The organism is Pseudomonas sp. LPH60 (assembly GCF_030718165.1).
Lineage (GTDB): Bacteria > Pseudomonadota > Gammaproteobacteria > Pseudomonadales > Pseudomonadaceae > Aquipseudomonas > Aquipseudomonas danubii.
The window spans coordinates 1090578-1114201 of record NZ_JAVAJH010000001.1; the positions used below are offsets into that span (position 1 = coordinate 1090578).

Sequence of the window (23624 nt, forward strand, 5' to 3'; positions counted from 1 at the left end):
ACCTGATCATGTTCTCTAGCGCGACTGCCTCGAGCACCCCGCAGGCGGGAATCTCGCCTGCCGCCACATCGATTGAAGAACCCTTTCTGCTGGAGGTCATCAACGTCAGCAAGGGCTTTCCCGGTGTGGTGGCCCTGTCCGATGTGCAACTGCGGGTACGCCCGGGAACGGTGCTGGCGCTGATGGGCGAGAACGGCGCCGGCAAGTCGACCCTGATGAAAATCATCGCCGGCATCTATCAGCCGGACGCCGGCGAGCTGCGCCTCAAGGGCCGGCCGGTGGTCTTCGAAACGCCCCTGCAGGCCTTGCAATCGGGCATCGCCATGATCCATCAGGAGCTCAACCTGATGCCGCACATGAGCATTGCCGAGAACATCTGGATCGGCCGTGAGCAGCTCAACGGCCTGCGCATGATCGATCACCGCGCCATGCACCGCTGCACCGCGCAGTTGCTGGAACGCCTGCGCATCAACCTCGACCCCGAGGAGCAGGTGGGCAACCTGAGCATTGCCGAGCGGCAGATGGTGGAGATCGCCAAGGCGGTGTCCTACGACTCCGACGTGCTGATCATGGACGAACCGACCTCGGCCATTACCGACAAGGAAGTGGCGCACCTGTTCTCGATCATTGCCGACCTCAAGGCCCAGGGTAAGGGCATCATCTATATCACCCACAAAATGAACGAAGTGTTCGCCATCGCCGATGAAGTGGCGGTGTTCCGTGACGGTGCCTATATCGGCCTGCAACGGGCCGACAGCCTGGACGGCGACAGCCTGATCTCGATGATGGTGGGGCGCGAGCTGAGCCAGCTGTTTCCCCAGCGCGAGAACCCCGTCGGCGACCTGCTGCTCCAGGTCCGCGACCTGCGCCTGGACGGGGTGTTCGACAAGGTGTCCTTCGACCTGCACGCCGGGGAGATCCTCGGCATCGCCGGGCTGATGGGCTCGGGCCGGACCAATGTTGCCGAGACCCTGTTCGGCATCACCCCCTGCGACGGCGGCGAGATGGTTCTCGACGGCCAGGCCCTGCGCATCAGCGACCCGCACCAGGCGATCGAGAAGGGCTTTGCCCTGCTGACCGAGGATCGCAAGCTCAGCGGGCTGTTCCCGTGCCTGTCGGTCCTGGAAAACATGGAAGTGGCGGTGCTGCCGCATTACGCCGGCGGCGGCTTTGTCCAGCAGAAGGCCTTGCGTGCCCTGTGCGAGGACATGTGCAAGAAGCTGCGGGTCAAGACCCCGTCCCTGGAGCAATGCATCGATACCTTGTCCGGGGGCAATCAGCAGAAGGCCCTGTTGGCGCGCTGGCTGATGACCAACCCGCGCATCCTGATCCTTGATGAGCCGACCCGGGGTATCGACGTCGGGGCCAAGGCCGAGATCTACCGCTTGATCTCCTTCCTCGCCAGCGAAGGCATGGCGGTGATCATGATTTCCTCGGAGCTGCCCGAAGTGCTGGGCATGAGCGACCGGGTCATGGTCATGCACGAAGGTGAACTCATGGGCACCCTCGACCGCAGCGAGGCAACCCAGGAACGGGTGATGCAATTGGCGTCGGGAATGTCGGTGGTGCACTGATTCTTCAATCGATGGCGGCCGGCGGCGCTGTGATTCGCCGCGGCCAGGCACTAACAAAGGTGAGTGGTTATGAACGTGATGTCTGAAAACAAACCGGCCGCGGCGCCCGCTAGAACGCGCCGGCGCCTTCCCACCGAATTGAGTATTTTTCTGGTCCTGATCGGCATCGGCCTGGTCTTCGAGCTGTTCGGCTGGATCGTGCGTGACCAGAGCTTCCTGATGAACTCTCAGCGCCTGGTGCTGATGATCCTCCAGGTGTCGATCATCGGTCTGCTGGCCATCGGCGTGACCCAGGTGATCATCACCACGGGCATCGACCTGTCCTCGGGCTCGGTGCTGGCGCTGTCGGCGATGATCGCCGCCAGCCTGGCGCAGACTTCGGACTTTGCCCGGGCAGTGTTTCCGTCCCTGACCGACTTGCCGGTGTGGATACCGGTGGTGGCCGGGCTGGGGGTGGGCCTGCTGGCGGGGGCGATCAACGGCAGCATCATCGCCATCACTGGCATTCCGCCCTTTATCGCCACCCTGGGCATGATGGTGTCGGCCCGCGGCCTGGCCCGCTATTACACCGAAGGCCAGCCGGTGAGCATGCTGTCCGATTCCTACACCGCCATCGGTCACGGGGCGATGCCGGTGATCATCTTCCTGGTGGTGGCGGTGATCTTCCACATCGCCTTGCGCTACACCAAGTACGGCAAATACACCTACGCCATCGGCGGCAACATGCAGGCGGCGCGCACCTCGGGGATCAACGTCAAGCGCCATCTGGTGATCGTCTACAGCATCGCCGGGCTGCTGGCGGGGCTGGCCGGGGTGGTGGCCTCGGCGCGGGCCGCCACCGGGCAGGCGGGGATGGGCATGTCCTATGAACTGGATGCGATTGCCGCGGCCGTGATCGGCGGCACCAGCCTGGCCGGTGGCGTGGGGCGCATCACCGGCACGGTGATCGGCGCGCTGATTCTTGGCGTCATGGCCAGCGGCTTCACCTTTGTCGGCGTGGATGCCTACATCCAGGACATCATCAAGGGCCTGATCATCGTGGTGGCGGTGGTCATTGACCAGTACCGTAACAAGCGCAAGCTCAAGCGCTGATCCACCAGCCTGTTGTCGGCGCCGGCTGGCCAGCGAAGGCGCCCACAAGATGAGGTGCAACGGACGGGGCTGTTCGCCGGCAAGTTGGCTTCTGCGGCGGAGAAACGGGGGAAAAGGCTCCGAATCCGCCGCCCGGTACTGCCGTTTGTCTTCTAAAAGACCTGCTTGTATGGAATTTTTTGTTATAAAAGCACTCTGACAAATGCCACCAAAGCCCGCAATTGCGGGCTTTGTGCGGTTTGTCAGACAGATTCGCTGTCATTTCAGTTGCTGCGCCCTCAAACCGGCCTTAGACTGCCGCCCCTCGTAAATTGAGTGCCGGGTGGCGCTTGGAAGGTATGGCGCCTTTCTGATGACCTGACGGGTCAACCGGAAACAGTTTGAATTCGCCTTAATGCACGTATTTTTTATAGAGAAATCAATGACCAAGGAAAAGTTGCTGGCCATGCCGGCGGATGACTACATGAATGCCGAGCAGCACGCTTTTTTCAGCGACCTGTTGCAAGCCATGAAGGTGGAAACCCACGAGCGCATCGAACAGAACCGGATCGCCATTGAAAGCCTGGACACCCCGGCTGACCCGGCCGACGCCGCTTCCGTCGAAGAAGAGCGCACCTGGTTGGTCAACGCCATTGATCGTGACCAGCGCATGCTGCCGCAATTGGAGCAGGCCCTGGGCCGGATCAGTGACGACAGCTTCGGCTGGTGCGATGACAGCGGCGAGCCGATCGGCCTCAAGCGCCTGCTGATCAGCCCAACCACCAAGTACTGCATCGAAGCCCAAGAGCGCCACGAGCAGATCGACAAGCATCAGCGTCAAGCCTGATCGCCAGCCCCCGCCACAGCGGGGGCTTTGTTTTTTCGGGTACGACTCCATACCCGTTCATTCCCTTGATCTACTGCAAACCCCCGACTAAGGGACCATGGATAATGGCCTTCTAGTGGCGTCTAATGCCGAAAATAATTAGAACGATGTGGGGTGCTAAACATGTCAAGAGAAGGATCTCTAGCGGTGCCGATCGCGCAACCGCTGGCAGCAACACCCGCCGTCCGTTGGTGGGCGCCGACTTTGCAGAGCGCGGCCTTGATGGGCTTGCTGGGCGGCCAGGCACTGGGTGACTGGCCGCTGTACCTGTGCCTGCCCCTGGCGGTGCTGGTGGTCTGGCTGCCTCGGCTGAGAAGCCGCAAGGTGCCCGAGGCGCCGACGGCAACGGCCGACAGCGAGCTGTCCTCGCTGACCCGCGACCTGTCCTACAGCACCACCCATAACGCCCTGTCTGCCGCTGGCGTGGCCTATTCGGTGACGCAACTGGCGGGCAAGCTGCAATCCCAGCTGGATGCCGCGGCGCGCATCGTCGGCAACGCCGAAGTGATGATCAAGACCGAACAGGCCACCTCGCAACTCAGCCGGCAAGCCCTGGAGGCGGCCAGTGAAGCCCACGCCAGCAGCGCCGAAGGGCGCACGGTGCTGGGGGAGTCCATCAGTCGCATGCACTCCCTGAGCGAGCGGGCCAGTGGCAGCCGCGAGCTGATCGAGGCCTTGAGCCAGCGCAGCGAAGAGATCCAGCGGGTGACCCTGGTGATCCAGTCCATCGCCAGCCAGACCAACCTGCTGGCCCTGAATGCCGCTATCGAGGCCGCCCGGGCCGGGGAGCACGGACGGGGTTTTGCCGTGGTCGCCGACGAGGTGCGCGGGCTGGCCGGGCGCACCGCCACGGCCACCGATGAGGTCGGGGTGATGGTGGCCGATATCCAGCAACGCACCAGCGATGTGGTGGAGCAGATCCGTCAGCTGTCCGACGACCTGAACCTGGGGGTGGAGCAGGTGGAACACACCGGTCGGCACTTGGACAACATCGCCCGTCTGGCAGCAGGGGTGGAAGGCCAGGTCAGCGAGATCGCCCGGGGCGCCGAGACCAACCGCGAACAGTTGGACAGCCTGTTCCATGCCGTGGAGCAGATGCGCAGCGACCTGGCGGTCAGCGATCAGCAGACCCGCAGCCTGGCTCAGGCGGCGGTGCAGATGGAAGGGCAGGCCGAAACCATCAGTGAGCGTCTGGCGGCTGTGGGGCTGGATGACTACCACCAGCGCATTTATGACCTGGCCCGTGAAGGCGCCCGGCGTATTGCCGAGCAGTTCGAGACCGACCTGGCGCAGAACCGCATCAGCCTCGACGACCTGTTCGACCGCCATTACCAGTTGATTGCCAACACCGATCCGGCCAGGTACCAGACCCGTTTCGATCGCTACACCGATCAGGTGCTGCCGCCGATCCAGGAATCCCTGCTGCCGCGCCACGACGGCCTGGTGTTCGCCATCGCCTGTACCCAAGAGGGTTATGTACCGACCCACAACCTGGCCTTCTCCCAGCCGTTGACCGGCGATCCCGTGGCGGACAACCTGCATAACCGCAGCAAGCGCAAGTTCGCCGATCGCACCGGCATTCGTTGTGGCAGTCACCAGCAACCGCTGTTGCTGCAAACCTATACCCGCGATACCGGCGAACTGATGCACGACTTGTCGGTGCCGATCTGGGTCCAGGGGCGGCATTGGGGAGGGTTGCGACTGGGCTACAAGCCCGAGCAGGCGCCGTCCCAGCGCAAGGGCTGAGAACATTGTTACCAGGGGCGTAAGACTGCTGTGCAGGATGTGACTGTTTCAGACGCCGGGAACTGACTAGTATGCTCACATCGTTAGGGAGCTAACTAATTCATCGAGGTTCTCCATGCACAGCAAAGTTGATGTAGCCGTGATGATCGGCAGTGGTGTTCCCCCCATGCTGCGGGACCTGGGACGCAAGGCGTGCTGGGTGGTGCTGGTCAATGGCGAACAACGTGGCACTGCCTTTGCCAGCCGCGTCGAGGCCGAGGAGTGCCGGCAGGCCTGGCAGGCGAAACTGGCGCAGTGCCGGCCTGGGCGCCATGCATTCCAGCATTCGGCTTGATGCTCGGGCGGTAGATAGAGGCTTGATCGGTTGGGGCGGATGTCTGGATTCAGGCTGTTGCAGGCAGGGCCCGAAGGCGAGTCGCTAGTTTTAAGTTAATCATCATGATGCTCTTAAACGGATCTCGCCTGGGTCACGGGGGCGCCGCTGGGTTCCCGGGCGGCGCGCTATGGCAGGTATCAGGCGTTCAGGGCGCCCTGGTCAATGGCCAGCTTGAGGGCCTTGGCGGATTCCCTGGCCGCCGCTGCAGCTTCTTCGGAGGTCTTGAACCAGCGGTCGCGTTCCACCTGGTGGAAGGTGATCTGGGTCAGTGGAGGTTTGGCGCGCATGGCAATCACGGCCTGGAATTCGCCTTCGACTTCTCTGCACTCGCCACGAATGAAAAACTCGCCAATATCTAGTTCGGTCACTTCTAGCCTTCCCTTGGAGATGAGTGAGTGCTTGAGCGCCCGTACCGCGAGCGCTCAACCAGCGAGGGAGTATGGCAGTTGTTGCGTTGCGACGGGCTGAGTTATGTCATTGCGGTTTTAGGTAGAGATTGTTCTGAGGTACTAAAGTGAACTTTCTTACGCTTTAATCCGCCCATCCAGATCACTGCACCAGAGTATTACTGGTTAGAATGCCGGGCCTTGTGTGACGACTGCGGGCAAGATTACCCGCTGATGAGCAACATTAGTCTTTGTACTAATCAATGGCCGTGCAGTCATGAATCGCTCGCTTTAAATGGTCGAAATGCACAAAGTTGCTCTAGAATTGCTTCTGCAACCCGAAGTGGCTGCCGATCCGGGGATTCAATCTCAGGGTATATCCGGCTTTCCGGCCTGTTTCAGTACCCGCCCCAGATAGCTCGCCGCCACACTTTTCGGGGTGTCAGAGCCTACTCCTACAGCCTTTGACCTGTGCCTGATGCTTCGGCGAAATGCCCGCAGCTCAGCGCCGGCGTTAACGCCGTGGCCTGGAGTACCCGCTGCATTTGAGTGTTTTTTTGGGGTAACTGATTGGGGTGATCACGCCGTCATGGCGGTTTTTTGTGCTGTCCGTTTTTCCTCGGACGGCACCCTTTTGAGTATCGGGGAGTGTTCCTTGGCAGTAAGTAATCTTGAAATGCATGCGCTGTTCGTTTTGGGTGATTTGCGCGCAAAGCTGGTCAAGCAGTTCCAATCTCGTTTTGTCTACATCACCGAACAGTCCGCCGAAGGCATCTACATCGCCGAGATCGATACCGAGAGCGCGTTGGTGGTGGACGACAAGCCTCGGCTGGAGCTCAAGGTGGGCGATCATTTTCGCGCTGCTGTACTGCCCAGCCGGGAAGGCGGCAAGCTGGAGATCCGCTTTCGCGAGATCAAGCTGACGGTATACGGCCTGGGCGACTATGCCTTTGTCAGCAGTCCCCTGGGGCAGGGGATTGTGTTCAAGGAAGGTCACTCGGTGGTGATGGTCTTCGCCGCCAACGAGCAATTGCAGGAAGGCTTGAGCAAGACCCTCAAGGCGGTCAGCGCCAAGGCGGCCAAATTCCGCAAGGGCGAACTGGTGAGTTTCAAGGCCAGCGAGTGATGAGCCAGAGCCGCGCCGAGTTTCACCAGCAACACCAGCAGGCCGCGTGTGACGAAGCTCAACGCCTGTTCGCCGAGAAGGCGCGCTTGCAGGGCGCCTGGCTGAACTGGGTGGCCGGCCAGCTGTACCACCTGCGCCCGGCGGCATACGCCAGCATGGTGCGCCGCGAGTTGCAGCGGCTGCAGGAGCCGGCGGACCCTTGATGGCCCGATCCGGGCCGCGCCCTGGTTGAAAATATGGAACCTCTACTACAGTCAGTTGACTGAATGCTTCAGGGGCCTGGCAGCTTTGCGTGGCGTGTCCCTTTGGTCCTGGTCCTGATCCGAGAGGTGCACCCATGAAAGGAATTCGAGCGCTGCTGGCCAGCAGCCTGTTGGCCCTTGCCGCCTTGAACGCGCCCCCGGTGGCGGCGGCTTCCGCGCCGATTCACTTCGCCGACCTGAACTGGGAGAGCGGCAGCCTGATCACCGAGATCCTGCGGATCGTGGTCGAGAAGGGTTATGGCCTGCCCACCGATACACTGCCTGGCACCACCATCACCCTGGAAACCGCCCTGGCCAACAACGATATCCAGGTGATTGGCGAAGAGTGGGCGGGGCGCAGCCCGGTGTGGGTCAAGGCCGAGGCCGAAGGCAAGGTGCTGGCCCTGGGGGACACCGTCAAGGGCGCTACCGAAGGCTGGTGGGTGCCGGAGTACGTGATCAAGGGTGATCCCGCCAAGGGCATCGCGGCCCTGGCGCCGGAGTTGCGCAGCGTCACCGACCTGGCGCGCTACAAGGATGTGTTCAAGGACCCGGAGAGTCCGACCAAGGGGCGTTTCCTCAACAGCCCGATTGGCTGGACCTCGGAGATCGTCAACCAGCAGAAGCTCAAAGCCTATGGCCTGGAGGACAGCTACGTGAACTTCCGCAGTGGCTCCGGCGCAGCCCTGGATGCGGAGATCAGCTCGTCGATCCGTCGGGGCAAACCGATCCTGTTCTACTACTGGTCACCGACGCCGCTGCTGGGGCGCTTCAAACTGGTCCAGCTGCAAGAGCCGCCCTTTGATGCCGAGGCCTGGAAGACCCTGACCGACGCCAGCAACCCCAACCCGCGTCCGAGCCGTTCCCTGGCCTCGAAACTGTCCATCGGCGTGTCTGCGCCATTCCACAAGCAATACCCGCAGTTGGTGAGCTTCTTCAGCCAGGTCGAGCTGCCCATCGAGCCCCTCAACCAGGCCCTGGCGCAGATGAGCGAAAACCACAGCACGCCCCGTGACGCGGCCCGGGCCTTCCTCAAGCAGCATCCTGATCTATGGCGCAACTGGGTGCCCCAGGACGTCGCCGCCAAAGTCGCCGCCGCCCTGTTGTAGGAGCCGCCTTGCCGGCGAAAGGGCCCGCAGGCCTTGCACCGTCCATGGCGACGCCTTCGCTGACAAGCCAGCTCCTACGCTCGCCCTGACACCGCGCAATGTTCCCGTAGGCGCCGCTTGCCGGCGAAGAGGCCCCCAAGGCAGGTCAGAAGCGGGTCTGCACCGCCAGTTCGAAGGTGCGCGGGGTGCCCAGGTAGTAAGCCGGGGAGACATGGGCGAACTTGCCGTAGACCTCGTTGGTCAGGTTGCGTACCCGGCCGGTGACGGTGGTGTGGCTGTCGACCTGGTAGCGCAGGAAGCTGCCGTACAGGGTGTAGGCCGGCAGCGTCAGGGTGTTGGCGTTGTCGGCGTACACCGAAGCCACATAGCGCGCATCGACGCCGGTCTGCCAGCTCGGGGCCAGGTCATAGGTCAGCCACAGGTTGGCCACCCGCTCGGGGACGTTGGTCGGGGTGTTGCCCTTGCGCGAGACCACCGCGCCGCTGGCCACCTTCTCGTTGAACGCGTCATATTCGGCGTCGACCCAGGCGAAGTTGGCTTCCGCCAGCAGCTTGGGGGTGACCCGCAGGGAGCTGGCCAGCTCGATGCCCCTGGAGGTCTGCTGGCCCACGGGAATGCTGTTGGCCGGGTCCAGGGGATCGGTGACGGCAAAGTCCTTGCGTTCGATGCGGTAGGCCGCCAGGGTCGCCGAGCCGCGTCCTTCCAGGTAGTCGAACTTGCTGCCCACTTCCCATTGCTTGCCGGTGGACACCTCGAAGTTCTGGGTGCCGCTGGGCTGTTCGGCGGCCGTGCTGTATTGCACGTAGACGTTGGCGCTGGGCAGGAACTGCCAGGTCAGCCCCAGGCGTCCGGTGACCGGTTCCCAGCTTCGCTTGAGATGTCGCGGGTTGCTGGCGCTGATCGCGCGGTGGTTGGTCACGTCCAGGTCGATGGCGTCATAGCGCAGGCCGCTGAGCAGGGACAGCTCGTCGGTCAGGGCCAGGCGGTTCTCGACGAACAGGGCACGGGTGGTGACCTGGTTGGTCTTGTCCTTGACCCAGCCCTGGCGGGTGCCCTTCAGGTCGTAGAAGTACCCCGGCTGGAAGTTGCCGGGGTCCACGCTGTTGTTGGCCGGCACGTTCCACGGTGAGTTGGTGGTGCTGTTGACCTTGTACTCAAAACCCCCGGACCAGGTGGTGTCGAGGCCGAACAGTTGATCATCATGGCGCAGTTCGAACTGGTTGCCGTCCTGCTGGCCCTGGTGCCGCACCAGATAGGCGGTGGAGCGGTTCACCCGGCTGTTGTCGGGGCTGTACTGGTAGGTCTCCAGGTTGCGGTAGTCGCGCTGGCTGTCCAGGTGATAGAGGGTGTTGCGCAGGCTGGTGCTGGGGTTGATCCGGTAATCGATGATCGAGCGCAGCCACACGGTGCGCTGTTCATACAGGCCGTCGGCGACGTTGTAGTTGTTGAAGCGCTGGTGCTTGTCGATCTTCAGCTCGCCGGCCTTGGGGTTGCGCACCGGGGTGCCCCAGTAGGGGCTGTCTTCGTGCTCGTCCTGGTATTCCACCGCCAGGGTGTGGGACAGGTCAGGGGTCAAGTCGCTGAGCAGGGAGAAGGCCAGGCTCCAGGCATCGCGCTCCTGGCGGTCGATGTAGCCGTTGCTGGTGTTGTGGCTGACATCCAGGCGTGCGTAATGCTGCACCTCGGCACCCGCCGGGCTCAGGGCGTGATTGACCCCGAAAGCGGTTTGCGTGGTGTCGTAGCTGCCGTAGCCGAGCAGGCCCTCGGCCGCCTGTTCGCGGCGGTCCGCCAGCTTGGTCACGTAGTTCAGCGAGCCGCCCACGGAGCCGGCGCCATTGATCAGCGACGAGGGGCCGCCCACCAGTTCCACCCGGTCATAGATCCAGGCGTCCACCGGCCGTGCCAGGCCGGTGGCGACATTGATGCCGTTGAACATCTGGGTGATCTGGCTGCTGGTGAAGCCGCGGTAGGAGATGAAGCCGCCGAACCCCGGTGGTGCACTGGCATTGACCCCGGGCAGGGCGTTGGCGGCGTCCTGGAAGGTCTGGGCGCCACGGCGCTCGATGTCCTGGCGGCTGGCTATCGCCACCGAGGCCGGGGTTTCCCGCAGGCTCAGGCCCAAACGCGAGGCCATGCCGCTGGACTGCTCCAGGGACAGGCCGGGTTCAACGTCTGCCTCTTCGGCGTTAACGGTGGTAGGGACCAGCTCCAGGCCGGATTTGCCCCAGGCGTTGACGGACAGGCAGGCCAGCAGGCTCGCCAGCAAAGGAAGGTGTTTCATGCATGCATCCTGAATTCTTGACTAGGAAAAGGCCCACGAAAGCGCGCCGCGCAGCAGCGCAGTGGGCGGGTCGAGCACGAGCAAGAATCAGGCGTAGGGCGGTGCCCGAGGATGGGCGGCGGGCCAGGTGAAACGGGCCGGGAGGTGGGTCTGAAGCTGACGCGCCAGCGGCGGCGCCTGGGGTTGGGGCAACAGTGCCAGGCTGACGCTGGAGTTCAGTGCCGGACCCATGCCGCCGGTGGAGCACAACGGGCAACCGAAGGCCTTGGACAGGGTGGGCAGGGAGTCCTGGTCAGTCGGCTGTTGCAGGGGGGGCTTGGGTGTTGGGATCGATGCTGCAGAACTGCCCGCCGATGCCGTTGAGCTGCATGCCGAGCATTTGCCCGTGGCCGATGCTGCAGGCAAACACGTTGAACAGGACGCAGCAATAAAGCATCCAGGCAACGAGCGAGCGATCGGAACGGGTCAATTTCATGGGGCGGCACTTTATCATCGAAGGCGACGAACGTACTTACAAAAACCGGCAATCGAGTCCATTCTCTTTACGACTTTTTTACAAGGACGTCTGAACATGAATCTTCTGCTCGCTCAGGGGATGTCCGGCACTTTTCTGTTCATCAGCCTGATCCATCTGTACTGGGCCGCCGGAGGCAAGCGTGGAAGCGATGCGGTGATCCCCCAAGTGCCGGGGCCGGTTCCCGGGCAGAGCCAACCGGCCTTTCACCCTCCGGCCCTGGCCACCTTGCTGGTGGCGGTGGGGCTGTTACTGGTGGCGATGCTGGTCTGCCTGCGGGTTGGGCTCTACCTTCCGACCGTGACCCATCCGTCCCTGCAATGGGTGATCAGCGCCATTGCCTTGCTGATGTTCGCCCGGGCCATTGGCGACTCCGAGCTGGTTGGCTTCTTCAAGCAAGTGCGTGACTCGAAGTTCGCCCGTCTCGACACCCTGTTCTATTCCCCGCTGTGCGTGGTACTGGGTGCCGGATTGCTGGTGCTGGCCTGGGCCTGAAGGGCAAGCCCGCTCGCTGCCGGCGCTGGCGTGTGCAGAGACTGGCTTGCCAGCGAAGGCGATCCCGCCTGGCACCTGCCTCACGGGCCTCTTCGCCGGCAAGCCGGCTCCTGCATGGGGTGGTGCGCTCAGTTGCCGCTTTCGTTGCGTTTGCTGCTGACCTCTGCCGGCACATCGTCACCGGCCATGCGCTTGCGGAACAACGCCGCGCGGGCCAGCAGCAGGGTGGTCACCGGCACCGTGATCGACAGCAGGATCGGAATCAGCCAGGCATGCAGCACCGGCCCGGACTTGAGCGCTGAAAAATACAGGATCGAGGCCAGGGCCACGGTCCAGGAACCCATGGTTGAGGCCAGGGCCGGCGGGTGCATGCGCTGGAAGTAGCTCTTCATGCGCAGGATGCCCAGGGCACCGATCAGGGCGAAGACGCTGCTGATCACCAGCAGCACGGCCACCAGGACCTCCACCCAGAGGGGCAGTTGTTCCAGGCTGTTCATTCGATCACCTCGCCGCGCAGAAGGAATTTGGCCAGGGCGAAGGAGCCGACAAAGCCGAACAGGGCAATCAGCAGCGCCGCCTCGAAGTAGGTATCGCTGGCATAGCGGATGCCCAGCACCAGCATCATCAGCATCGCCAGGATGTACAGGTAGTCCAGGGCCAGGACCCGGTCCTGGGCCGAGGGGCCCTTGAACAGGCGCACCAGGGTCAGGACCATGGCCAGGGAAAACAGGAACAGGCTCAGCAGGATCGCGTTGGTCAACAGCACGCTCATTCGAAAATCTCCATCAGCGGGCGCTCGTAGGTCGCCTTGAAGTGCTGGATGAATTGCCCTTCGTCCTGCAGATCGAAGACGTGCAGCAAGAGGATGCTGCGGTCCAGGGACAGCTCGGACCAGACCGTGCCCGGCACCACCGTGGTGATGGTGGACAGCGCCGCCAGGCCGTTGGCGTCGCGCAGGTCCAGGGGGATCTTGACGAAGGCCGAGCGCACCGGCCGGCGCCCGTTGTTGAGCACGCCCCAGGCCACGATCAGGTTGGAGACCAGCACATCGCAGCCCACCCGCAACAACAGCCGCAGGATGGTGCCGGGGCGGCGGATACGGATCGGCAACGGCCGCAGCGGGCGCATCAGCAGCGGTGCGAGAAAGCCCAGGATGGCCCCCAGCAGCAGATTGCCGGGGCTGATGGACAGGTTCAGCACCAGCCACAGCAGCCACAGCGCCAGGGACAGGAAGGGGGCAGGGAACAGACGCTTCATGGTTGCACCTCCGCCGCCTGGGTGGCCTTGGACTCAGGGCTGAGCACGGTGCGGGTGCCCAGTACCGCCATGACATAGTGCTCCGGATGATTGAGGCTGTCGGCGGTGGCCTGGGTGAAGCGCAGCAGCGGCTCGGCCTTGAAGCTGAGCAGCACGCAGAGCCCCAGCAACGCCACGATCGGCACGCATTCCAGACGCCGCAACACCGGTGAAGGTCGCTCCTCCGGGCTCCAGAAACGCTGGATGCCCAGGCGCGCAAAGGCGATCAGCGAGGCCAGGCCGGAGAGGATCAGCAGCACCAGGAAAATCCAGCCCGCCAGCGGGATCGGCGTGTCGCTGCTGGTTCCCAGGCCCGTCGGGTTGAGCAGGGCGGCGATCAGGTTGAGCTTGCCGATAAAGCCCGACAGCGGCGGCATGCCGATGATCAGCAGGGCGCAGGCAATGAAGCTCAGGCCGAGGAAGGCCATGGTCCAGGGAATCACCTGGCCGACCACCACTTGCTGTTCGTCGTCGAGGTTGCTGCCCCGGGGCGGGGGAAGGGTTTCCATGGGCCTCGGGAGGATTTCGCCTTCGTCTTCCAGAGGCACTTCCACCGCCGAGCGCGAGCGCTCGATCAACTCCGCCAGCAGGAACAGCGCGCACAGCGCCAGGGTCGAGCTGAACAGGTAGAACAGCGCCGCGCCGGTGAGCGCCGGCTGGGCGAAGCCGATCACCGCGATCAGGATGCCCGCCGACACCAGGATGCTCAGGCTGGCCATGCGCTCCAGGCGCTGGGCCGGAAGAATCGCCAGGGCGGCGCAGAAGATCGTCGCCAGGCCGCCGTAGATCAGCCACTGGTTGCCGAAGTAGGCCGAGGCCCCGGCCTGCCCGGAGAACAGCAGGGTCCACAGGCGCAGCACGGTGTAGATCCCGACCTTGGTCATGATGGCGAACAGCGCCGCCACCGGTGCGCTGGCCGAGGAATAGGCCGGCACCAGCCAGAAGTTCAGCGGCCACATCCCGGCCTTGGCCAGGAAGGCGATGGCCAGGATCGCCGTGCCGGCGTGCAGCAGGCCGCGGTCGGCTTCCGGCACCAGCGGGATCTTCATCGCCAGGTCGGCCATGTTCAGGGTCCCGGTGACCCCGTAGATCATTGCCGTGCCGATCAGGAACAGCGACGAAGCCAGCAGGTTGATGGTGATGTAGTGCAGTCCCGACGACACCCGCGCCCGTCCCGAACCGTGCAGCATCAGGCCGTAGGAGGCTGCCAGCAGCACCTCGAAGAACACGAACAGGTTGAACAGGTCGGCGGTGAGGAAGGCGCCGTACAGGCCCATCAGCTGGATCTGGAACAACGCATGGAAGCTGGCCCCGGCGCCGTCCCAGCGGGCCATGGCGAACAGCAGCGCGCTGACCCCGATGATTCCGGTGAGCACCATCATCAGTGCCGACAGGCGATCCACCACCAGCACGATGCCGAAGGGCACCTGCCAGTTGCTCGGCAGGTACACGCCGAAGGAACCGGTGGCGCCCTGGACCTGGGTCCAGTACAGCAGGTACGCCGCCAGGGCCAGCCCCAGCAGGCTGGAGAACAGGTTGATCCGCGCCTTGAGCGGGCGGTGTTTCTCCCCCAGCAGCAACATGATGGCCGCCGTCAGCAGCGGCAGGAGGATGGGGGCGACGATCAGGTGGGACAACGAACTCATTCCTTGGGCTCCCGGCCGTCGACGTGGTCAGTGCCGGTCAGGCCCCGGGACGCCAGGAGCACCACCAGAAACAGCGCGGTCATGGCGAAGCTGATGACGATGGCGGTGAGCACCAGCGCCTGGGGCAACGGGTCGGTGTAGTGCAGCAGGTCCTGGGGCACGCCGTCCTTGACGATGGGTTCCTTGCCGATGAACAGGCTGCCCATGCTGAAGATGAACAGGTTGACCGCGTAGGACAGCAGGCACAGGCCCATCACCACCTGGAAGGTCCGCGGGCGCAGGACCAGCCAGACTCCGGAAGCGGCGAGGACCCCAATGGCGATTGCGATGACTTCTTCCATCAGGCGGCTCCGCTCTTGATCAGGGATTTGGACTGGCTGGCCGGCTTGTGGGCCCGCACCGACTGGTGCGCCAGGGCGGTGAGGATCAGCAGGGTCGCGCCCAGCACCACCGCGTACACGCCGATGTCGAAGAACAAGGCGCTGGCGATATGGATATCACCGAACAGCGGCAGGTCCACATGCACCGTGTGGGTGGTGAGGAACGGGTAGCCCCAGGCCAGGGCGCCGAGGCCGGTGGCCAGGGCGAAAAGCAGGCCCGTGCCCATCCAGCGCAGCGGCCGCAGGCTCATCTGGGCCTCGACCCACTGGGTGCCGGCCACCATGTACTGGAGGATGAAGGCCACCGACATCACCAGCCCGGCGACGAAACCGCCGCCCGGCAGGTTGTGCCCGCGCATGAACAGGTAGAAGGACACCACCAGGGCAATCGGCAGCAGCAGGCGCACCAGCACCGCCGGCACCATCATGAAGCCCAGGGCGGTGTCGCTGGCCTGGCGCGGGTTGACCAGATCGGTGACCACGTCCGGGGCCAGCAGGCGCTGTTGCGCCGGCAACTGCATGCTCTCCTTGGGCGGGCGGAAGCGACGCAGCAGGGCGAACACGGTCAGGGCCACGGCTGCCAGCACGGTGATTTCGCCCAGGGTGTCGAAGCTGCGGAAGTCCACCAGGGTCACGTTGACCACGTTGGTGCCGCCGCCTTCAGGCAAGGCACGGCTGAGGTAGAACGAGGAAATATCGTTGGGTGTGGGGCGGGTCAGCATGGCGTAGGACAGCACCGCCATGCCCAGGCCGACGGCGATCGACAGGCTCAGGTCGCGCAGGCGGCGGATGCGCGCCTTGGGCACGCTGCTGGGCAGCGGCGAGACATCCTCGATCCGCCGTGGCAGCCAGCGCAGGCCAAGGAGGATCAGCACCGTGGTCACCACCTCAACCACCAGCTGGGTCAGGGCCAGGTCCGGCGCGGAGAACCAGACGAAGGTCACGCAGGTCATCAGCCCGCAGACGCTGACCATGGTCAGGGCCGCCAGCCGGTGGTACTTGGCCTGCCAGGCGGCGCCCAGGGCGCAGGCAATGGCCAGCAGCCAGAAGGTCACGAAGACGATGGAGCCGGGGATCTTCGGCCGGTCGCCCCAGGTCAGCTGGCTGTAGAGCATGGGAATCAGGCCGGTGATCACCGCCGCCAGAATCAGCAGAAACAGCTGGGTCTGCAGGCGCTTGGTGCTCAGCCGCCGCTCCAGACGCCGGGCCAGGCGGGTCATGCCCACCAGGCTGCGCTCGAACAGCAGCTTGCCGTTGAGTCGGCCCACTCCCGGCGGGTAGGCGAAACGCCCGGCCACCAGCGGTTTGTGCAGCAGCAGGTAAAGCACGATGCCGCAGGACATGGCGATCAGGCTCATGATCATCGGCGCATTGAGGCCGTGCCAGATGGCCAGGCTGTATTCGGGCAGGGTGCCGCCCACCACCGGCCGTGCGGCGGCGGCCAGCAATGGACCAATGATCTGCGCCGGGAAGATCCCCACCAACAGGCAGGTGAACACCAGCAGTTCAACCGGCGCACGCATCCAGCGTGGCGGCTCGTGGGGCGTGTGCGGCAGGTCGGTGGCCGGTTCGCCGAGGAACACATCCACGGTAAAGCGCAGGGCGTAGGCGACGCTGAAGGTCCCGGCGATGGTGGCGATCACCGGCAGGGCGATTTCCACCCAGGCGCTGGAATTGATGAACACCGTCTCGGCGAAGAACATCTCCTTGGACAGGAAACCGTTGAGCAGCGGCACCCCGGCCATCGAGGCACTGGCGACCATGGCCAGGGTCGCGGTGTAGGGCATCAGCTTGATCAGGCCGTTGAGCTTGCGGATATCGCGGCTGCCGCTCTCGTGGTCGATGATCCCGGCGGCCATGAACAGCGACGCCTTGAAGGTGGCGTGGTTGAGAATATGGAACACCGCCGCCACCGCCGCCAGCGGGCTGTTCAGGCCCAGCAGCAGGGTGATCAGCCCCAGGTGGCTGATGGTGGAGTAGGCCAGCAGGCCCTTGAGGTCGTTCTGGAACATCGCGCAGTAAGCGCCCAGCACCAGGGTGCAGGCCCCGGCGCCGCTGACGATGTAGAACCATTCTTGCGTACCGGACAGCGACGGCCACAGGCGGGCCAGGAGAAACACCCCGGCCTTGACCATGGTCGCCGAGTGCAGGTAGGCCGAGACCGGCGTCGGCGCGGCCATGGCGTGGGGGAGCCAGAAGTGGAAGGGGAACTGCGCGCTCTTGCTCAGGGCGCCCAGCAGGATCAATGGCAACAGGATCGGGTAGAGCGCATGGGCGCGGATCTTGTCTCCGGCAGCTAGCACCTGATCCAGGTCGTAGCTGCCGACCACATGGCCGAGCAGCATGACCCCCGCCAGCAGGCACAAGCCCCCGGCGCCGGTGACCATCAGCGCCATGTAGGCGCCACGGCGGGCGTCGGAGCGGTGATGCCAATAGCCGATCAGCAAGAAGGAGAAGAGGCTGGTGAGCTCCCAGAAGAACACCATCTGGATCAGGTTGCCGGAAATCACCAGGCCCAGCATGGCCCCCATGAACGCCAGGAAGAAGGCGAAGAAGCGCGGCACCGGGTCTTGCGGCGACATGTAGTAACGCGCGTAGAGCGCCACCAGACTGCCGATACCCAGCACCAGCAATGAGAACAGCCAGGCGAAGCCGTCCAGGCGCAGCACGAAGTTCAGGCCCAGGCTCGGCAGCCAGGTATATTCCTCGCGGATAATTCCGCCATCGGCGATCTGCGGGTACAGCAAAGCCACCTGGACGGTGCCAATGAGTGCCACCAAGCCGGCCAGCAGGGATTCGGTGTTACGTGCGTTGTGCGGCAGCACGGCCGCCAGACAGCTGCCTATGAATGGCAGAAGCAGTAGAACTATCAGGGACATAGGCTTCTAATCTGCGGAAAAGTATGACGCATAATACGTGCCAGGCCCTGGATCACCAACCGCCATGCGCGGCCCGGCCCCCCAAAGAAATGTTACATACGCTTTCAAAGGTAGGAGACAAATGCCTGATGCGCCCGTTCACCGGGCGCTGTAGGGCCAAGGTCCTGCCCAGGTCAAAACACCACAAGGATCGACAAGGGTGGACATGATTAAAGGATCGGCCATGGGCCGGATGATTCGACGCGGATGTTTCGCTTTACTGTTCACCGCCTTCGGCGCGGCGCTGGGCATTGGCCTGGAGCATTATCTCCAGCGTCCCGACATGCTCCAGACCCGCCAGGCGCTGATCATCGAAGGGCCGTTGGGCGATGAGTCCAGCTACCGGCTGCCGCCGGGCACGGTGCTTTACTTCGACCGCGCGCTGGCCGAGGGTCATGCGCTCTACCACGCCTATTTCTACTTCCACGGTACGCCCGAGCATGACCCGGTACGGCTTGAGCCCAAGCACCGGGGTTCGCTGACCGCCCCGACCTGGCTCTACGCCCCCGGCGACCCCGCGCTCTAGGCGCTGGCTTGCCAGCGAGGGAACCTGCCGGATCGCTTTCGCCGGCAAGCCGGCTCCTACATGTCCCTGCGATATCCCAGCCAATCGTAGGCGCTGGCTTGCCAGCGAAGAGGCCCGCAAGACCGTTTTCGCCGGCAAGCCGTCTCCTACACACCGTCCGCTGTCTGGTCGGTCAATGCCGGCGTGGCCCGGCCCTTGGGCTTCCATTCGCTGATGATCACCGCCAGCACGATCAAGGCGCCCCCCAGCAGCGCCAGCCCCGGCAAACGTTCCCCGGCGATCCGCCCGACAATCCCGGCCCACACCGGCTCACCGGCATAGATCAGGGTGGCGCGGGTCGGCGAGACGCTTTTCTGCGCCCAGTTCATCGCCACCTGGATCGCCGCGCTGGCCGCCCCCAGCCCCAGGGCGCTGGCCAGCAGCAGCCAGGAAAACTCCGGCAGCGCCTCGCCGGTCGGCAGCACCATGGCAAAGGCCAGCAGTGAGGTGACCGCCAGTTGCACCACCGTGACCCGGCGCACATCCACCTGCCCGGCGAAGCTGCTGATCAGAATGATTTCCGCGGCAATCGCCACGGTGCTGATCAGGGTGGCGATCTCCCCGGGGCTGAAATCCAGCGACGCGCCATTGGGGCCGGACAGCAGCATCAACCCGGTAAACGCCAGCATGATGCCGATGCTTGGCAGCAGCCCCGGACGCTTGCCCATGAACAGCCATTGCAGCAGGGGAACGAAGGGTACATAGAGGGCGGTGATAAACGCCGACTGGCTGCTGGGAATGCTTTGCAGGCCCACCGTCTGCAAGCCGTAGCCGAGCATGATGGCGCTGCCGATAAAGGTTCCGGCACGCAGTTCGAACAGGGTCAGCCCGCGCAGGTGGCGCAGTGAAAACAGGGCGACGATGCACGCCGCCGCGGCAAAGCGCAGGCCGACGAAAAACATCGGTCCGCTGACGCTCATGGCCTTCTGCACCAGCAGGAAGGTGCCGCCCCAGATCATGGTGATCAGCACCAGCACCGCTTCGGCCCTGCTGAGTGGGAAGCGCATTGCGCGGGAGGGCGTTGAAGTCATGGCCTTGCGTGCTACCTGAGGGGGGACGCACAATGCGCCGGAAGCTGGGCAGTATACTGCGCAGGCCCGCAGAGCGAGCAATATAGTGCACAAAGATAACGTCCAACGGGCTTCGGTCCTGCAACATGTCAGCCTTAACGTGCGACGCCTGCGCCATGCCGCAGGCTTGAGCCAGAGCGCCCTGGCAGAAAAATCCGCCGTCAGCCGGCGGATGCTGGTGGCCATCGAGGCCGGGGAGAAGAACGTCAGCCTCGGCACCCTGGACCGAGTGGCCGAGGCCTTGAACGTGGCGTTCAGCGACCTGATCCAGGCCCCGGATGCCCGAGACCCGAGCCGTATCAACGAGCTGGCCTGGGCCGGCGTCATCCCCGGGAGCAAGGCACTGCTCCTGGCCAAGGCCGAGGCCAGCCGTGAAGTGGAACTCTGGGAGTGGCAGCTCGAGCCTGGCGAGGTCTACCACTCGGAGTGCGACACCGTCGGCTGGAGCGAGCAGATCTATGTCGTCGAGGGCTGCCTGACGCTGTTCTTCGGCGACGCCGAGCGGCGCCTGGAAAGCGGTGATTTCTTTATGTTCGCCAGTCATGTGCCTCACGGCTATCGCAATGACGGCGCCCAGGCCACGCGCTTCGTGCGCAACGTGGTGTACTGATTGCCCAGGCGTGCCGGCCACTGTTGGCCAGTCAACAGCGGTTGAACATTCTGCCTGTTTTCAGTTGATGCCTTTTCTCCGAAGCAATCTTCAAGCTGCTGAAATAAAAGGATTTTATATTTAGGCACGACTCCTGCAATTGTCCTGATAGCGAGCACCCGAGCGGTGTTCATCTTGATCTTCAGGACGTGGAGTCGGCCCATGACAGCCCCAGCCCAACCCTTACCCAATGCCCACCTGATCCGCAGCGATGCCGAGGCCATCAGTGTCGCCCGGGACCTGGCCCAGCGCTTTGTCGTGGAGGCCGCGGTGCGCGACCGCGAACGGCGCCTGCCGCGGGCCGAGCTGGACCAGTTCTCCGCCAGCGGCCTGTGGGGCATCACCATTCCCCGGGCCTACGGCGGCGCCGGGGTGTCCTATGTGACCCTGGCCGAGGTGATCAAGATCATCTCCGCCGCCGATCCGTCCCTGGGCCAGCTGCCGCAGAACCACCTCGGGGTGGTAGACATCCTGTTGCAGACCGCCAGCGAAGAGCAGAAGCAGCACTACTTCGCCAAGGTGTTGCAGGGCTACCGTTTCGGCAATGCCTTTTCCGAAGCCGGCAGCAAGCATGTCGGCGCCTTTGAAACCCGGATCCGCTTCAGCGGCGAGCAGGCGCAGATCGACGGCGAGAAGTTCTACTGCACCGGCGCCTTGTTTGCCCACATCGTGCCGACGGTGGCGGTGGATGAGCACAACCAGGCCCACATCGCCTTTATCGAGCGCGACAACCCCGGCCTCACGGTGATCGACAGCTGGGACGGCTTCGGCCAGCGCACCACCGCCAGCGGCGGGGTCAGCCTCAAGGCGGTGCAGGTGCCACGCAGCGCGGTGATCCCGGCCCACCGGGCCTTTGACCAACCCACCGCCGACGGCCCGATCTCGCAGATCATTCAGGCCGCGGTGGACACCGGTATCGCCGTCGCCGCCCTGGAAGACGCCAAGCATTACGCCCGGCAGTCCCGGCCGTGGATCGACAGTGGCCTGGATCACGGCTGGCAGGACCCTTTTACCCAGGCCGCCATCGGTGATCTGGAATGGCGGGTGCACGGCACCGAGGCGATCCTGGTCAAGGCCGCCGAGGCGGTCGACCAGGCCCTCGCCAGCCCCAGCGAAGACAGCGTCGCCCACGCCTCGCTGGTGGTGGCCCAGGCCAAGGTGCTGTCGGCAGAAAGCGCCTTGCTCGCCGCCAGCAAGCTGTTCGAACTGGCCGGCACCCGCTCGGTGTCGGCCAAGTACAACCTCGACCGCCACTGGCGCAACGCCCGCACCCACACCCTGCACGATCCGGCGCGCTGGAAATACCACCTGATCGGCAACTTCCTGCTCAACGGCGTCAAGCCACCTCGTCACGCCTGGAACTGAAAGGACACCGCCATGAACGCATTGACCCAACCCGACAGCCCCCAGGCCGCCCTGGCCGCCAGCGGCGAGCAGCTGCAACGGGCCCGCGACCTGTTGCAGCGGACCCTGGAATTCGTTCGCCAGCAGGCCCGGCCCTGGTCCGGCAGCGGCCTGAGCAAGGCCAGCGACGACCCGTATGTGATCAGCCGCTTTGGCGATCTGCAGATCCGCATCGAAGTGGCCGCCGCCCTGCAGGAGCGGGCCCAGTACCGGCTGCAAGAGGGCAAGGACCCGGCTGAGATCGCCATCGCCCTGGCCGAGGCGGCGATTGCCGCCGCCGAAGCCCTGGCGGCGGCCGGCAACGCCGAATTCGAACTCACCGGCCAGCGCAGCCCGCAGCCGCAGAGCCTGGATGATCCGCTGCGCTGGAAGTATCAACTGATCGGCAACTACCGCCTCAATGGCGTGCTGCCCCAAGGTTTCAGGAGTGCTGTGTGATGTCCCGTGAAATTCGCCTCAATGCTTTCGACATGAACTGTGTCGGACACCAGTCGCCGGGACTCTGGGCCCACCCCCGGGACCGCTCCTGGCAGTACAAGGACCTGGAGTACTGGACCGACCTGGCGCGCATCCTTGAGAAGGGCAAATTCGACGGGCTGTTCATCGCCGATGTGCTGGGCATCTACGACGTCTACAACGGCAATGGCGAGGCGGCGATCCGCCAGGCGGCCCAGGTGCCGGTGAACGATCCGCTGCAATTGATTCCGCCCATGGCCCTGGTCACCGAGCACCTGGGCTTCGGCCTCACCGCCTCGCTGTCGTTCGAGCATCCGTACCCCTTTGCCCGGCGCCTTTCGACCCTGGATCACCTGACGAAAGGCCGTGCCGGCTGGAACATCGTCACCTCCTACCTGGAGAGCGGGGCGAAGAACATCGGTCAGCAGGCCCAGACCGAACACGATGCGCGCTACGACTACGCCGAGGAATACCTGGAGGTCTGCTACAAGCTCTGGGAAGGCAGTTGGGAGGAGGGCGCGGTGCTGCGTGACCGCGAGCGGCGGATCTTCAGCGACCCGAGCAAGATCCACGAGATCCGCCATGCGGGCAAACACTTCCAGGTGCCGGGGATTCACCTGTGCGAGCCGTCACCGCAACGCACACCGGTGCTGTACCAGGCCGGGGCGTCCAGCCGCGGCAAGCAGTTCGCCGCCGAGCACGCCGAATGCGTGTTCGTCGCCGCGCCGTCCAAGGTGCTGCTGAAAAAGACCGTGGCCGACATCCGCCGCCGCGCGGCCGAGGCTGGGCGCGACCCGTCGAAGATCCTGATCTTCAACCTGCAGACGGTGATCCTCGGCGAGACCGACGCCCTGGCCAAGGCCAAGTTCGAGGAATACAAGTCCTGGGTCAGCTATGAGGGCGCCATGGCGCTGATTTCCGGCTGGACCGGTATCGACTTCAGCCGCTTCAAGCCTGACGAGCCCCTCAAGCACGTGCACACCAATGCCATCCAGTCGGCGGTGGAGGCCTTCTCCACGGCGGACCCGAACAAGGTCTGGACCCCCCACGAACTGGCCGACTGGGTCGGCATCGGCGGCTTTGGTCCGTTGTTCGTCGGCAGCCCGGAAACCGTGGCCGACCTGCTCCAGGAGTGGGTGGAAGAGACCGATGTCGACGGCTTCAACCTGGCCTACGCCCTGACCCACGAAACCTTTATCGACGCGGTTGAGCTGCTGGTTCCGGAGCTGCAGAAACGCGGGGTGTACAAGACCGAATACACCCCCGGCACCCTGCGGGAAAAACTCTTCGGCGCCGGCCCGCGCCTGCCCGAAAGCCACCCGGGCAACGCCTGGCGCAACCTGGGCGAGCAACGCCAAACACTCGCGCAACGCGCCCGCGCCTGACCCAACCCCTGTAGGAGCTGGCTCGCCAGCGAAAGGGCCCGTAAGACAG

The 23624-nt window shown here is 64.2% G+C and carries 22 protein-coding genes and 2 pseudogenes; 14 read left to right on the forward strand and 10 right to left on the reverse strand.

Annotated features, from left to right (window positions below; translation table 11 throughout):
* Positions 1–8 precede the first annotated feature (8 nt).
* The 5 genes from Q8O96_RS04985 (at position 9) to Q8O96_RS05005 (ending at position 5611) form a co-directional block, all read left to right on the forward strand.
* Positions 9–1574, forward strand: a complete 1566-nt coding sequence (locus Q8O96_RS04985; RefSeq protein WP_305948472.1) for a sugar ABC transporter ATP-binding protein — start codon at positions 9–11, stop codon at positions 1572–1574.
* Positions 1575–1643: 69 nt separating this feature from the next.
* Positions 1644–2666: an ABC transporter permease gene (locus Q8O96_RS04990; RefSeq protein WP_102864453.1), complete on the forward strand. Its 1023-nt coding sequence runs from the start codon at positions 1644–1646 to the stop codon at positions 2664–2666.
* A 421-nt stretch (positions 2667–3087) separates the two neighbouring features.
* Positions 3088–3492: a TraR/DksA family transcriptional regulator gene (locus tag Q8O96_RS04995; protein WP_011060892.1), complete on the forward strand. Its 405-nt coding sequence runs from the start codon at positions 3088–3090 to the stop codon at positions 3490–3492.
* 162 nt (positions 3493–3654) lie between these two features.
* On the forward strand, positions 3655–5277 hold the full coding sequence (locus Q8O96_RS05000) for a methyl-accepting chemotaxis protein (RefSeq protein WP_102864454.1): 1623 nt from the start codon (positions 3655–3657) through the stop codon (positions 5275–5277).
* A gap of 115 nt (positions 5278–5392) precedes the next feature.
* A complete protein-coding gene (locus Q8O96_RS05005) occupies positions 5393–5611 on the forward strand; it encodes a hypothetical protein (protein WP_102864455.1) in 219 nt (72 codons plus the stop codon).
* 179 nt (positions 5612–5790) lie between these two features.
* Here Q8O96_RS05005 and Q8O96_RS05010 read toward each other — a convergent pair whose 3' ends face one another.
* Positions 5791–6021 carry a hypothetical protein gene (locus Q8O96_RS05010; protein WP_102864456.1) on the reverse strand — a complete coding sequence of 77 codons (231 nt, stop codon included), beginning with the start codon at positions 6019–6021 and terminating at the stop codon, positions 5791–5793.
* A gap of 673 nt (positions 6022–6694) precedes the next feature.
* Between Q8O96_RS05010 and Q8O96_RS05015 the strand changes: the two genes are divergently transcribed.
* From Q8O96_RS05015 to Q8O96_RS05025, 3 genes are all read left to right on the forward strand, one after another.
* Positions 6695–7165, forward strand: a complete 471-nt coding sequence (locus Q8O96_RS05015) for a hypothetical protein (RefSeq protein WP_102864457.1) — start codon at positions 6695–6697, stop codon at positions 7163–7165.
* Entirely contained in the window at positions 7165–7368 is a 204-nt protein-coding gene (locus Q8O96_RS05020; protein ID WP_102864458.1) for a hypothetical protein, read from the forward strand. Before Q8O96_RS05015 ends, Q8O96_RS05020 begins: the two co-directional genes overlap by 1 nt.
* 134 nt (positions 7369–7502) lie before the next feature.
* A complete protein-coding gene (locus Q8O96_RS05025; RefSeq protein WP_115582271.1) occupies positions 7503–8516 on the forward strand; it encodes an ABC transporter substrate-binding protein in 1014 nt (337 codons plus the stop codon).
* Between the two features lie 145 nt (positions 8517–8661).
* Here the strand turns inward: Q8O96_RS05025 and Q8O96_RS05030 are convergent, their stop codons facing one another.
* Together Q8O96_RS05030 and Q8O96_RS05035 are read right to left on the reverse strand one after the other, a co-directional pair.
* Complete coding sequence (locus tag Q8O96_RS05030; protein ID WP_305948473.1) at positions 8662–10797, reverse strand: TonB-dependent siderophore receptor; 2136 nt, start codon at positions 10795–10797, stop codon at positions 8662–8664.
* An 87-nt stretch (positions 10798–10884) separates the two neighbouring features.
* Positions 10885–11272, reverse strand: a pseudogene (locus tag Q8O96_RS05035) (DUF2946 domain-containing protein).
* Positions 11273–11368: 96 nt separating this feature from the next.
* On the opposite strand from Q8O96_RS05035, the gene Q8O96_RS05040 reads away from it, so the two are divergent.
* Positions 11369–11806 (forward strand): DUF3995 domain-containing protein, encoded by a 438-nt coding sequence (locus Q8O96_RS05040; protein ID WP_102864462.1) that lies wholly within the window; start codon positions 11369–11371, stop codon positions 11804–11806.
* A gap of 128 nt (positions 11807–11934) precedes the next feature.
* On the opposite strand, the gene Q8O96_RS05045 is transcribed toward Q8O96_RS05040, so the two are convergent.
* From Q8O96_RS05045 to Q8O96_RS05070, 6 genes are read right to left on the reverse strand one after another with little or no spacing between them, the layout of a single operon-like run.
* Positions 11935–12303, reverse strand: coding sequence for a Na+/H+ antiporter subunit G (locus Q8O96_RS05045; RefSeq protein WP_102864463.1), 369 nt, complete (start codon positions 12301–12303; stop codon positions 11935–11937).
* Positions 12300–12578, reverse strand: a complete 279-nt coding sequence (locus Q8O96_RS05050; RefSeq protein WP_016962858.1) for a K+/H+ antiporter subunit F — start codon at positions 12576–12578, stop codon at positions 12300–12302. The genes Q8O96_RS05045 and Q8O96_RS05050 overlap by 4 nt, the downstream gene beginning before the upstream one ends.
* Positions 12575–13063 carry a Na+/H+ antiporter subunit E gene (locus tag Q8O96_RS05055; RefSeq protein WP_102864464.1) on the reverse strand — a complete coding sequence of 163 codons (489 nt, stop codon included), beginning with the start codon at positions 13061–13063 and terminating at the stop codon, positions 12575–12577. The genes Q8O96_RS05050 and Q8O96_RS05055 overlap by 4 nt, the downstream gene beginning before the upstream one ends.
* On the reverse strand, positions 13060–14748 hold the full coding sequence (locus Q8O96_RS05060; RefSeq protein WP_102864465.1) for a monovalent cation/H+ antiporter subunit D: 1689 nt from the start codon (positions 14746–14748) through the stop codon (positions 13060–13062). Before Q8O96_RS05060 ends, Q8O96_RS05055 begins: the two co-directional genes overlap by 4 nt.
* Positions 14745–15089 carry a Na+/H+ antiporter subunit C gene (locus tag Q8O96_RS05065; protein WP_011060906.1) on the reverse strand — a complete coding sequence of 115 codons (345 nt, stop codon included), beginning with the start codon at positions 15087–15089 and terminating at the stop codon, positions 14745–14747. The genes Q8O96_RS05060 and Q8O96_RS05065 overlap by 4 nt, the downstream gene beginning before the upstream one ends.
* Positions 15089–18007, reverse strand: a complete 2919-nt coding sequence (locus Q8O96_RS05070) for a monovalent cation/H+ antiporter subunit A (RefSeq protein ID WP_102864466.1) — start codon at positions 18005–18007, stop codon at positions 15089–15091. The genes Q8O96_RS05065 and Q8O96_RS05070 overlap by 1 nt, the downstream gene beginning before the upstream one ends.
* A gap of 205 nt (positions 18008–18212) precedes the next feature.
* Here Q8O96_RS05070 and Q8O96_RS05075 point away from each other — a divergent pair, with 205 nt between their 5' ends.
* Positions 18213–18572 (forward strand): hypothetical protein, encoded by a 360-nt coding sequence (locus tag Q8O96_RS05075; RefSeq protein ID WP_180988601.1) that lies wholly within the window; start codon positions 18213–18215, stop codon positions 18570–18572.
* Between the two features lie 146 nt (positions 18573–18718).
* On the opposite strand, the pseudogene Q8O96_RS05080 reads toward Q8O96_RS05075, so the two are convergent.
* Positions 18719–19733 (reverse strand): annotated as a pseudogene (locus Q8O96_RS05080) (DMT family transporter).
* On the opposite strand from Q8O96_RS05080, the gene Q8O96_RS05085 reads away from it, so the two are divergent.
* The 4 genes from Q8O96_RS05085 to Q8O96_RS05100 all read left to right on the forward strand — a co-directional run bounded on the left by Q8O96_RS05085 (position 19728) and on the right by Q8O96_RS05100 (position 23575).
* Positions 19728–20291: a helix-turn-helix domain-containing protein gene (locus Q8O96_RS05085; protein WP_102864469.1), complete on the forward strand. Its 564-nt coding sequence runs from the start codon at positions 19728–19730 to the stop codon at positions 20289–20291. The pseudogene Q8O96_RS05080 and the gene Q8O96_RS05085 overlap by 6 nt on opposite strands.
* Before the next feature lie 201 nt (positions 20292–20492).
* Positions 20493–21695 carry an SfnB family sulfur acquisition oxidoreductase gene (locus tag Q8O96_RS05090; RefSeq protein ID WP_305948474.1) on the forward strand — a complete coding sequence of 401 codons (1203 nt, stop codon included), beginning with the start codon at positions 20493–20495 and terminating at the stop codon, positions 21693–21695.
* A gap of 12 nt (positions 21696–21707) precedes the next feature.
* Positions 21708–22172 (forward strand): acyl-CoA dehydrogenase family protein, encoded by a 465-nt coding sequence (locus tag Q8O96_RS05095; RefSeq protein WP_115582278.1) that lies wholly within the window; start codon positions 21708–21710, stop codon positions 22170–22172.
* A complete protein-coding gene (locus tag Q8O96_RS05100; protein ID WP_305948475.1) occupies positions 22172–23575 on the forward strand; it encodes an LLM class flavin-dependent oxidoreductase in 1404 nt (467 codons plus the stop codon). The genes Q8O96_RS05095 and Q8O96_RS05100 overlap by 1 nt, the downstream gene beginning before the upstream one ends.
* Positions 23576–23624 lie beyond the last annotated feature (49 nt).

Excerpts from the sequence above, each read along its gene's own strand:
- Q8O96_RS04985 (WP_305948472.1), top strand. The coding sequence starts at position 9 with ATGTTCTCTAGCGCGACTGCCTCGAGCACCCCGCAGGCGGGAATCTCG.
- Q8O96_RS04990 (WP_102864453.1), top strand. The coding sequence starts at position 1,644 with ATGAACGTGATGTCTGAAAACAAACCGGCCGCGGCGCCCGCTAGAACG.
- Q8O96_RS04995 (WP_011060892.1), top strand. The coding sequence starts at position 3,088 with ATGACCAAGGAAAAGTTGCTGGCCATGCCGGCGGATGACTACATGAAT.
- Q8O96_RS05000 (WP_102864454.1), top strand. The coding sequence starts at position 3,655 with ATGTCAAGAGAAGGATCTCTAGCGGTGCCGATCGCGCAACCGCTGGCA.
- Q8O96_RS05005 (WP_102864455.1), top strand. The coding sequence starts at position 5,393 with ATGCACAGCAAAGTTGATGTAGCCGTGATGATCGGCAGTGGTGTTCCC.
- Q8O96_RS05020 (WP_102864458.1), top strand. The coding sequence starts at position 7,165 with ATGAGCCAGAGCCGCGCCGAGTTTCACCAGCAACACCAGCAGGCCGCG.
- Q8O96_RS05025 (WP_115582271.1), top strand. The coding sequence starts at position 7,503 with ATGAAAGGAATTCGAGCGCTGCTGGCCAGCAGCCTGTTGGCCCTTGCC.
- Q8O96_RS05030 (WP_305948473.1), bottom strand. The coding sequence starts at position 10,797 with ATGAAACACCTTCCTTTGCTGGCGAGCCTGCTGGCCTGCCTGTCCGTC.
- Q8O96_RS05040 (WP_102864462.1), top strand. The coding sequence starts at position 11,369 with ATGAATCTTCTGCTCGCTCAGGGGATGTCCGGCACTTTTCTGTTCATC.
- Q8O96_RS05045 (WP_102864463.1), bottom strand. The coding sequence starts at position 12,303 with ATGAACAGCCTGGAACAACTGCCCCTCTGGGTGGAGGTCCTGGTGGCC.
- Q8O96_RS05050 (WP_016962858.1), bottom strand. The coding sequence starts at position 12,578 with ATGAGCGTGCTGTTGACCAACGCGATCCTGCTGAGCCTGTTCCTGTTT.
- Q8O96_RS05055 (WP_102864464.1), bottom strand. The coding sequence starts at position 13,063 with ATGAAGCGTCTGTTCCCTGCCCCCTTCCTGTCCCTGGCGCTGTGGCTG.
- Q8O96_RS05060 (WP_102864465.1), bottom strand. The coding sequence starts at position 14,748 with ATGAGTTCGTTGTCCCACCTGATCGTCGCCCCCATCCTCCTGCCGCTG.
- Q8O96_RS05065 (WP_011060906.1), bottom strand. The coding sequence starts at position 15,089 with ATGGAAGAAGTCATCGCAATCGCCATTGGGGTCCTCGCCGCTTCCGGA.
- Q8O96_RS05070 (WP_102864466.1), bottom strand. The coding sequence starts at position 18,007 with ATGTCCCTGATAGTTCTACTGCTTCTGCCATTCATAGGCAGCTGTCTG.
- Q8O96_RS05075 (WP_180988601.1), top strand. The coding sequence starts at position 18,213 with ATGATTAAAGGATCGGCCATGGGCCGGATGATTCGACGCGGATGTTTC.
- Q8O96_RS05090 (WP_305948474.1), top strand. The coding sequence starts at position 20,493 with ATGACAGCCCCAGCCCAACCCTTACCCAATGCCCACCTGATCCGCAGC.
- Q8O96_RS05095 (WP_115582278.1), top strand. The coding sequence starts at position 21,708 with ATGAACGCATTGACCCAACCCGACAGCCCCCAGGCCGCCCTGGCCGCC.
- Q8O96_RS05100 (WP_305948475.1), top strand. The coding sequence starts at position 22,172 with ATGTCCCGTGAAATTCGCCTCAATGCTTTCGACATGAACTGTGTCGGA.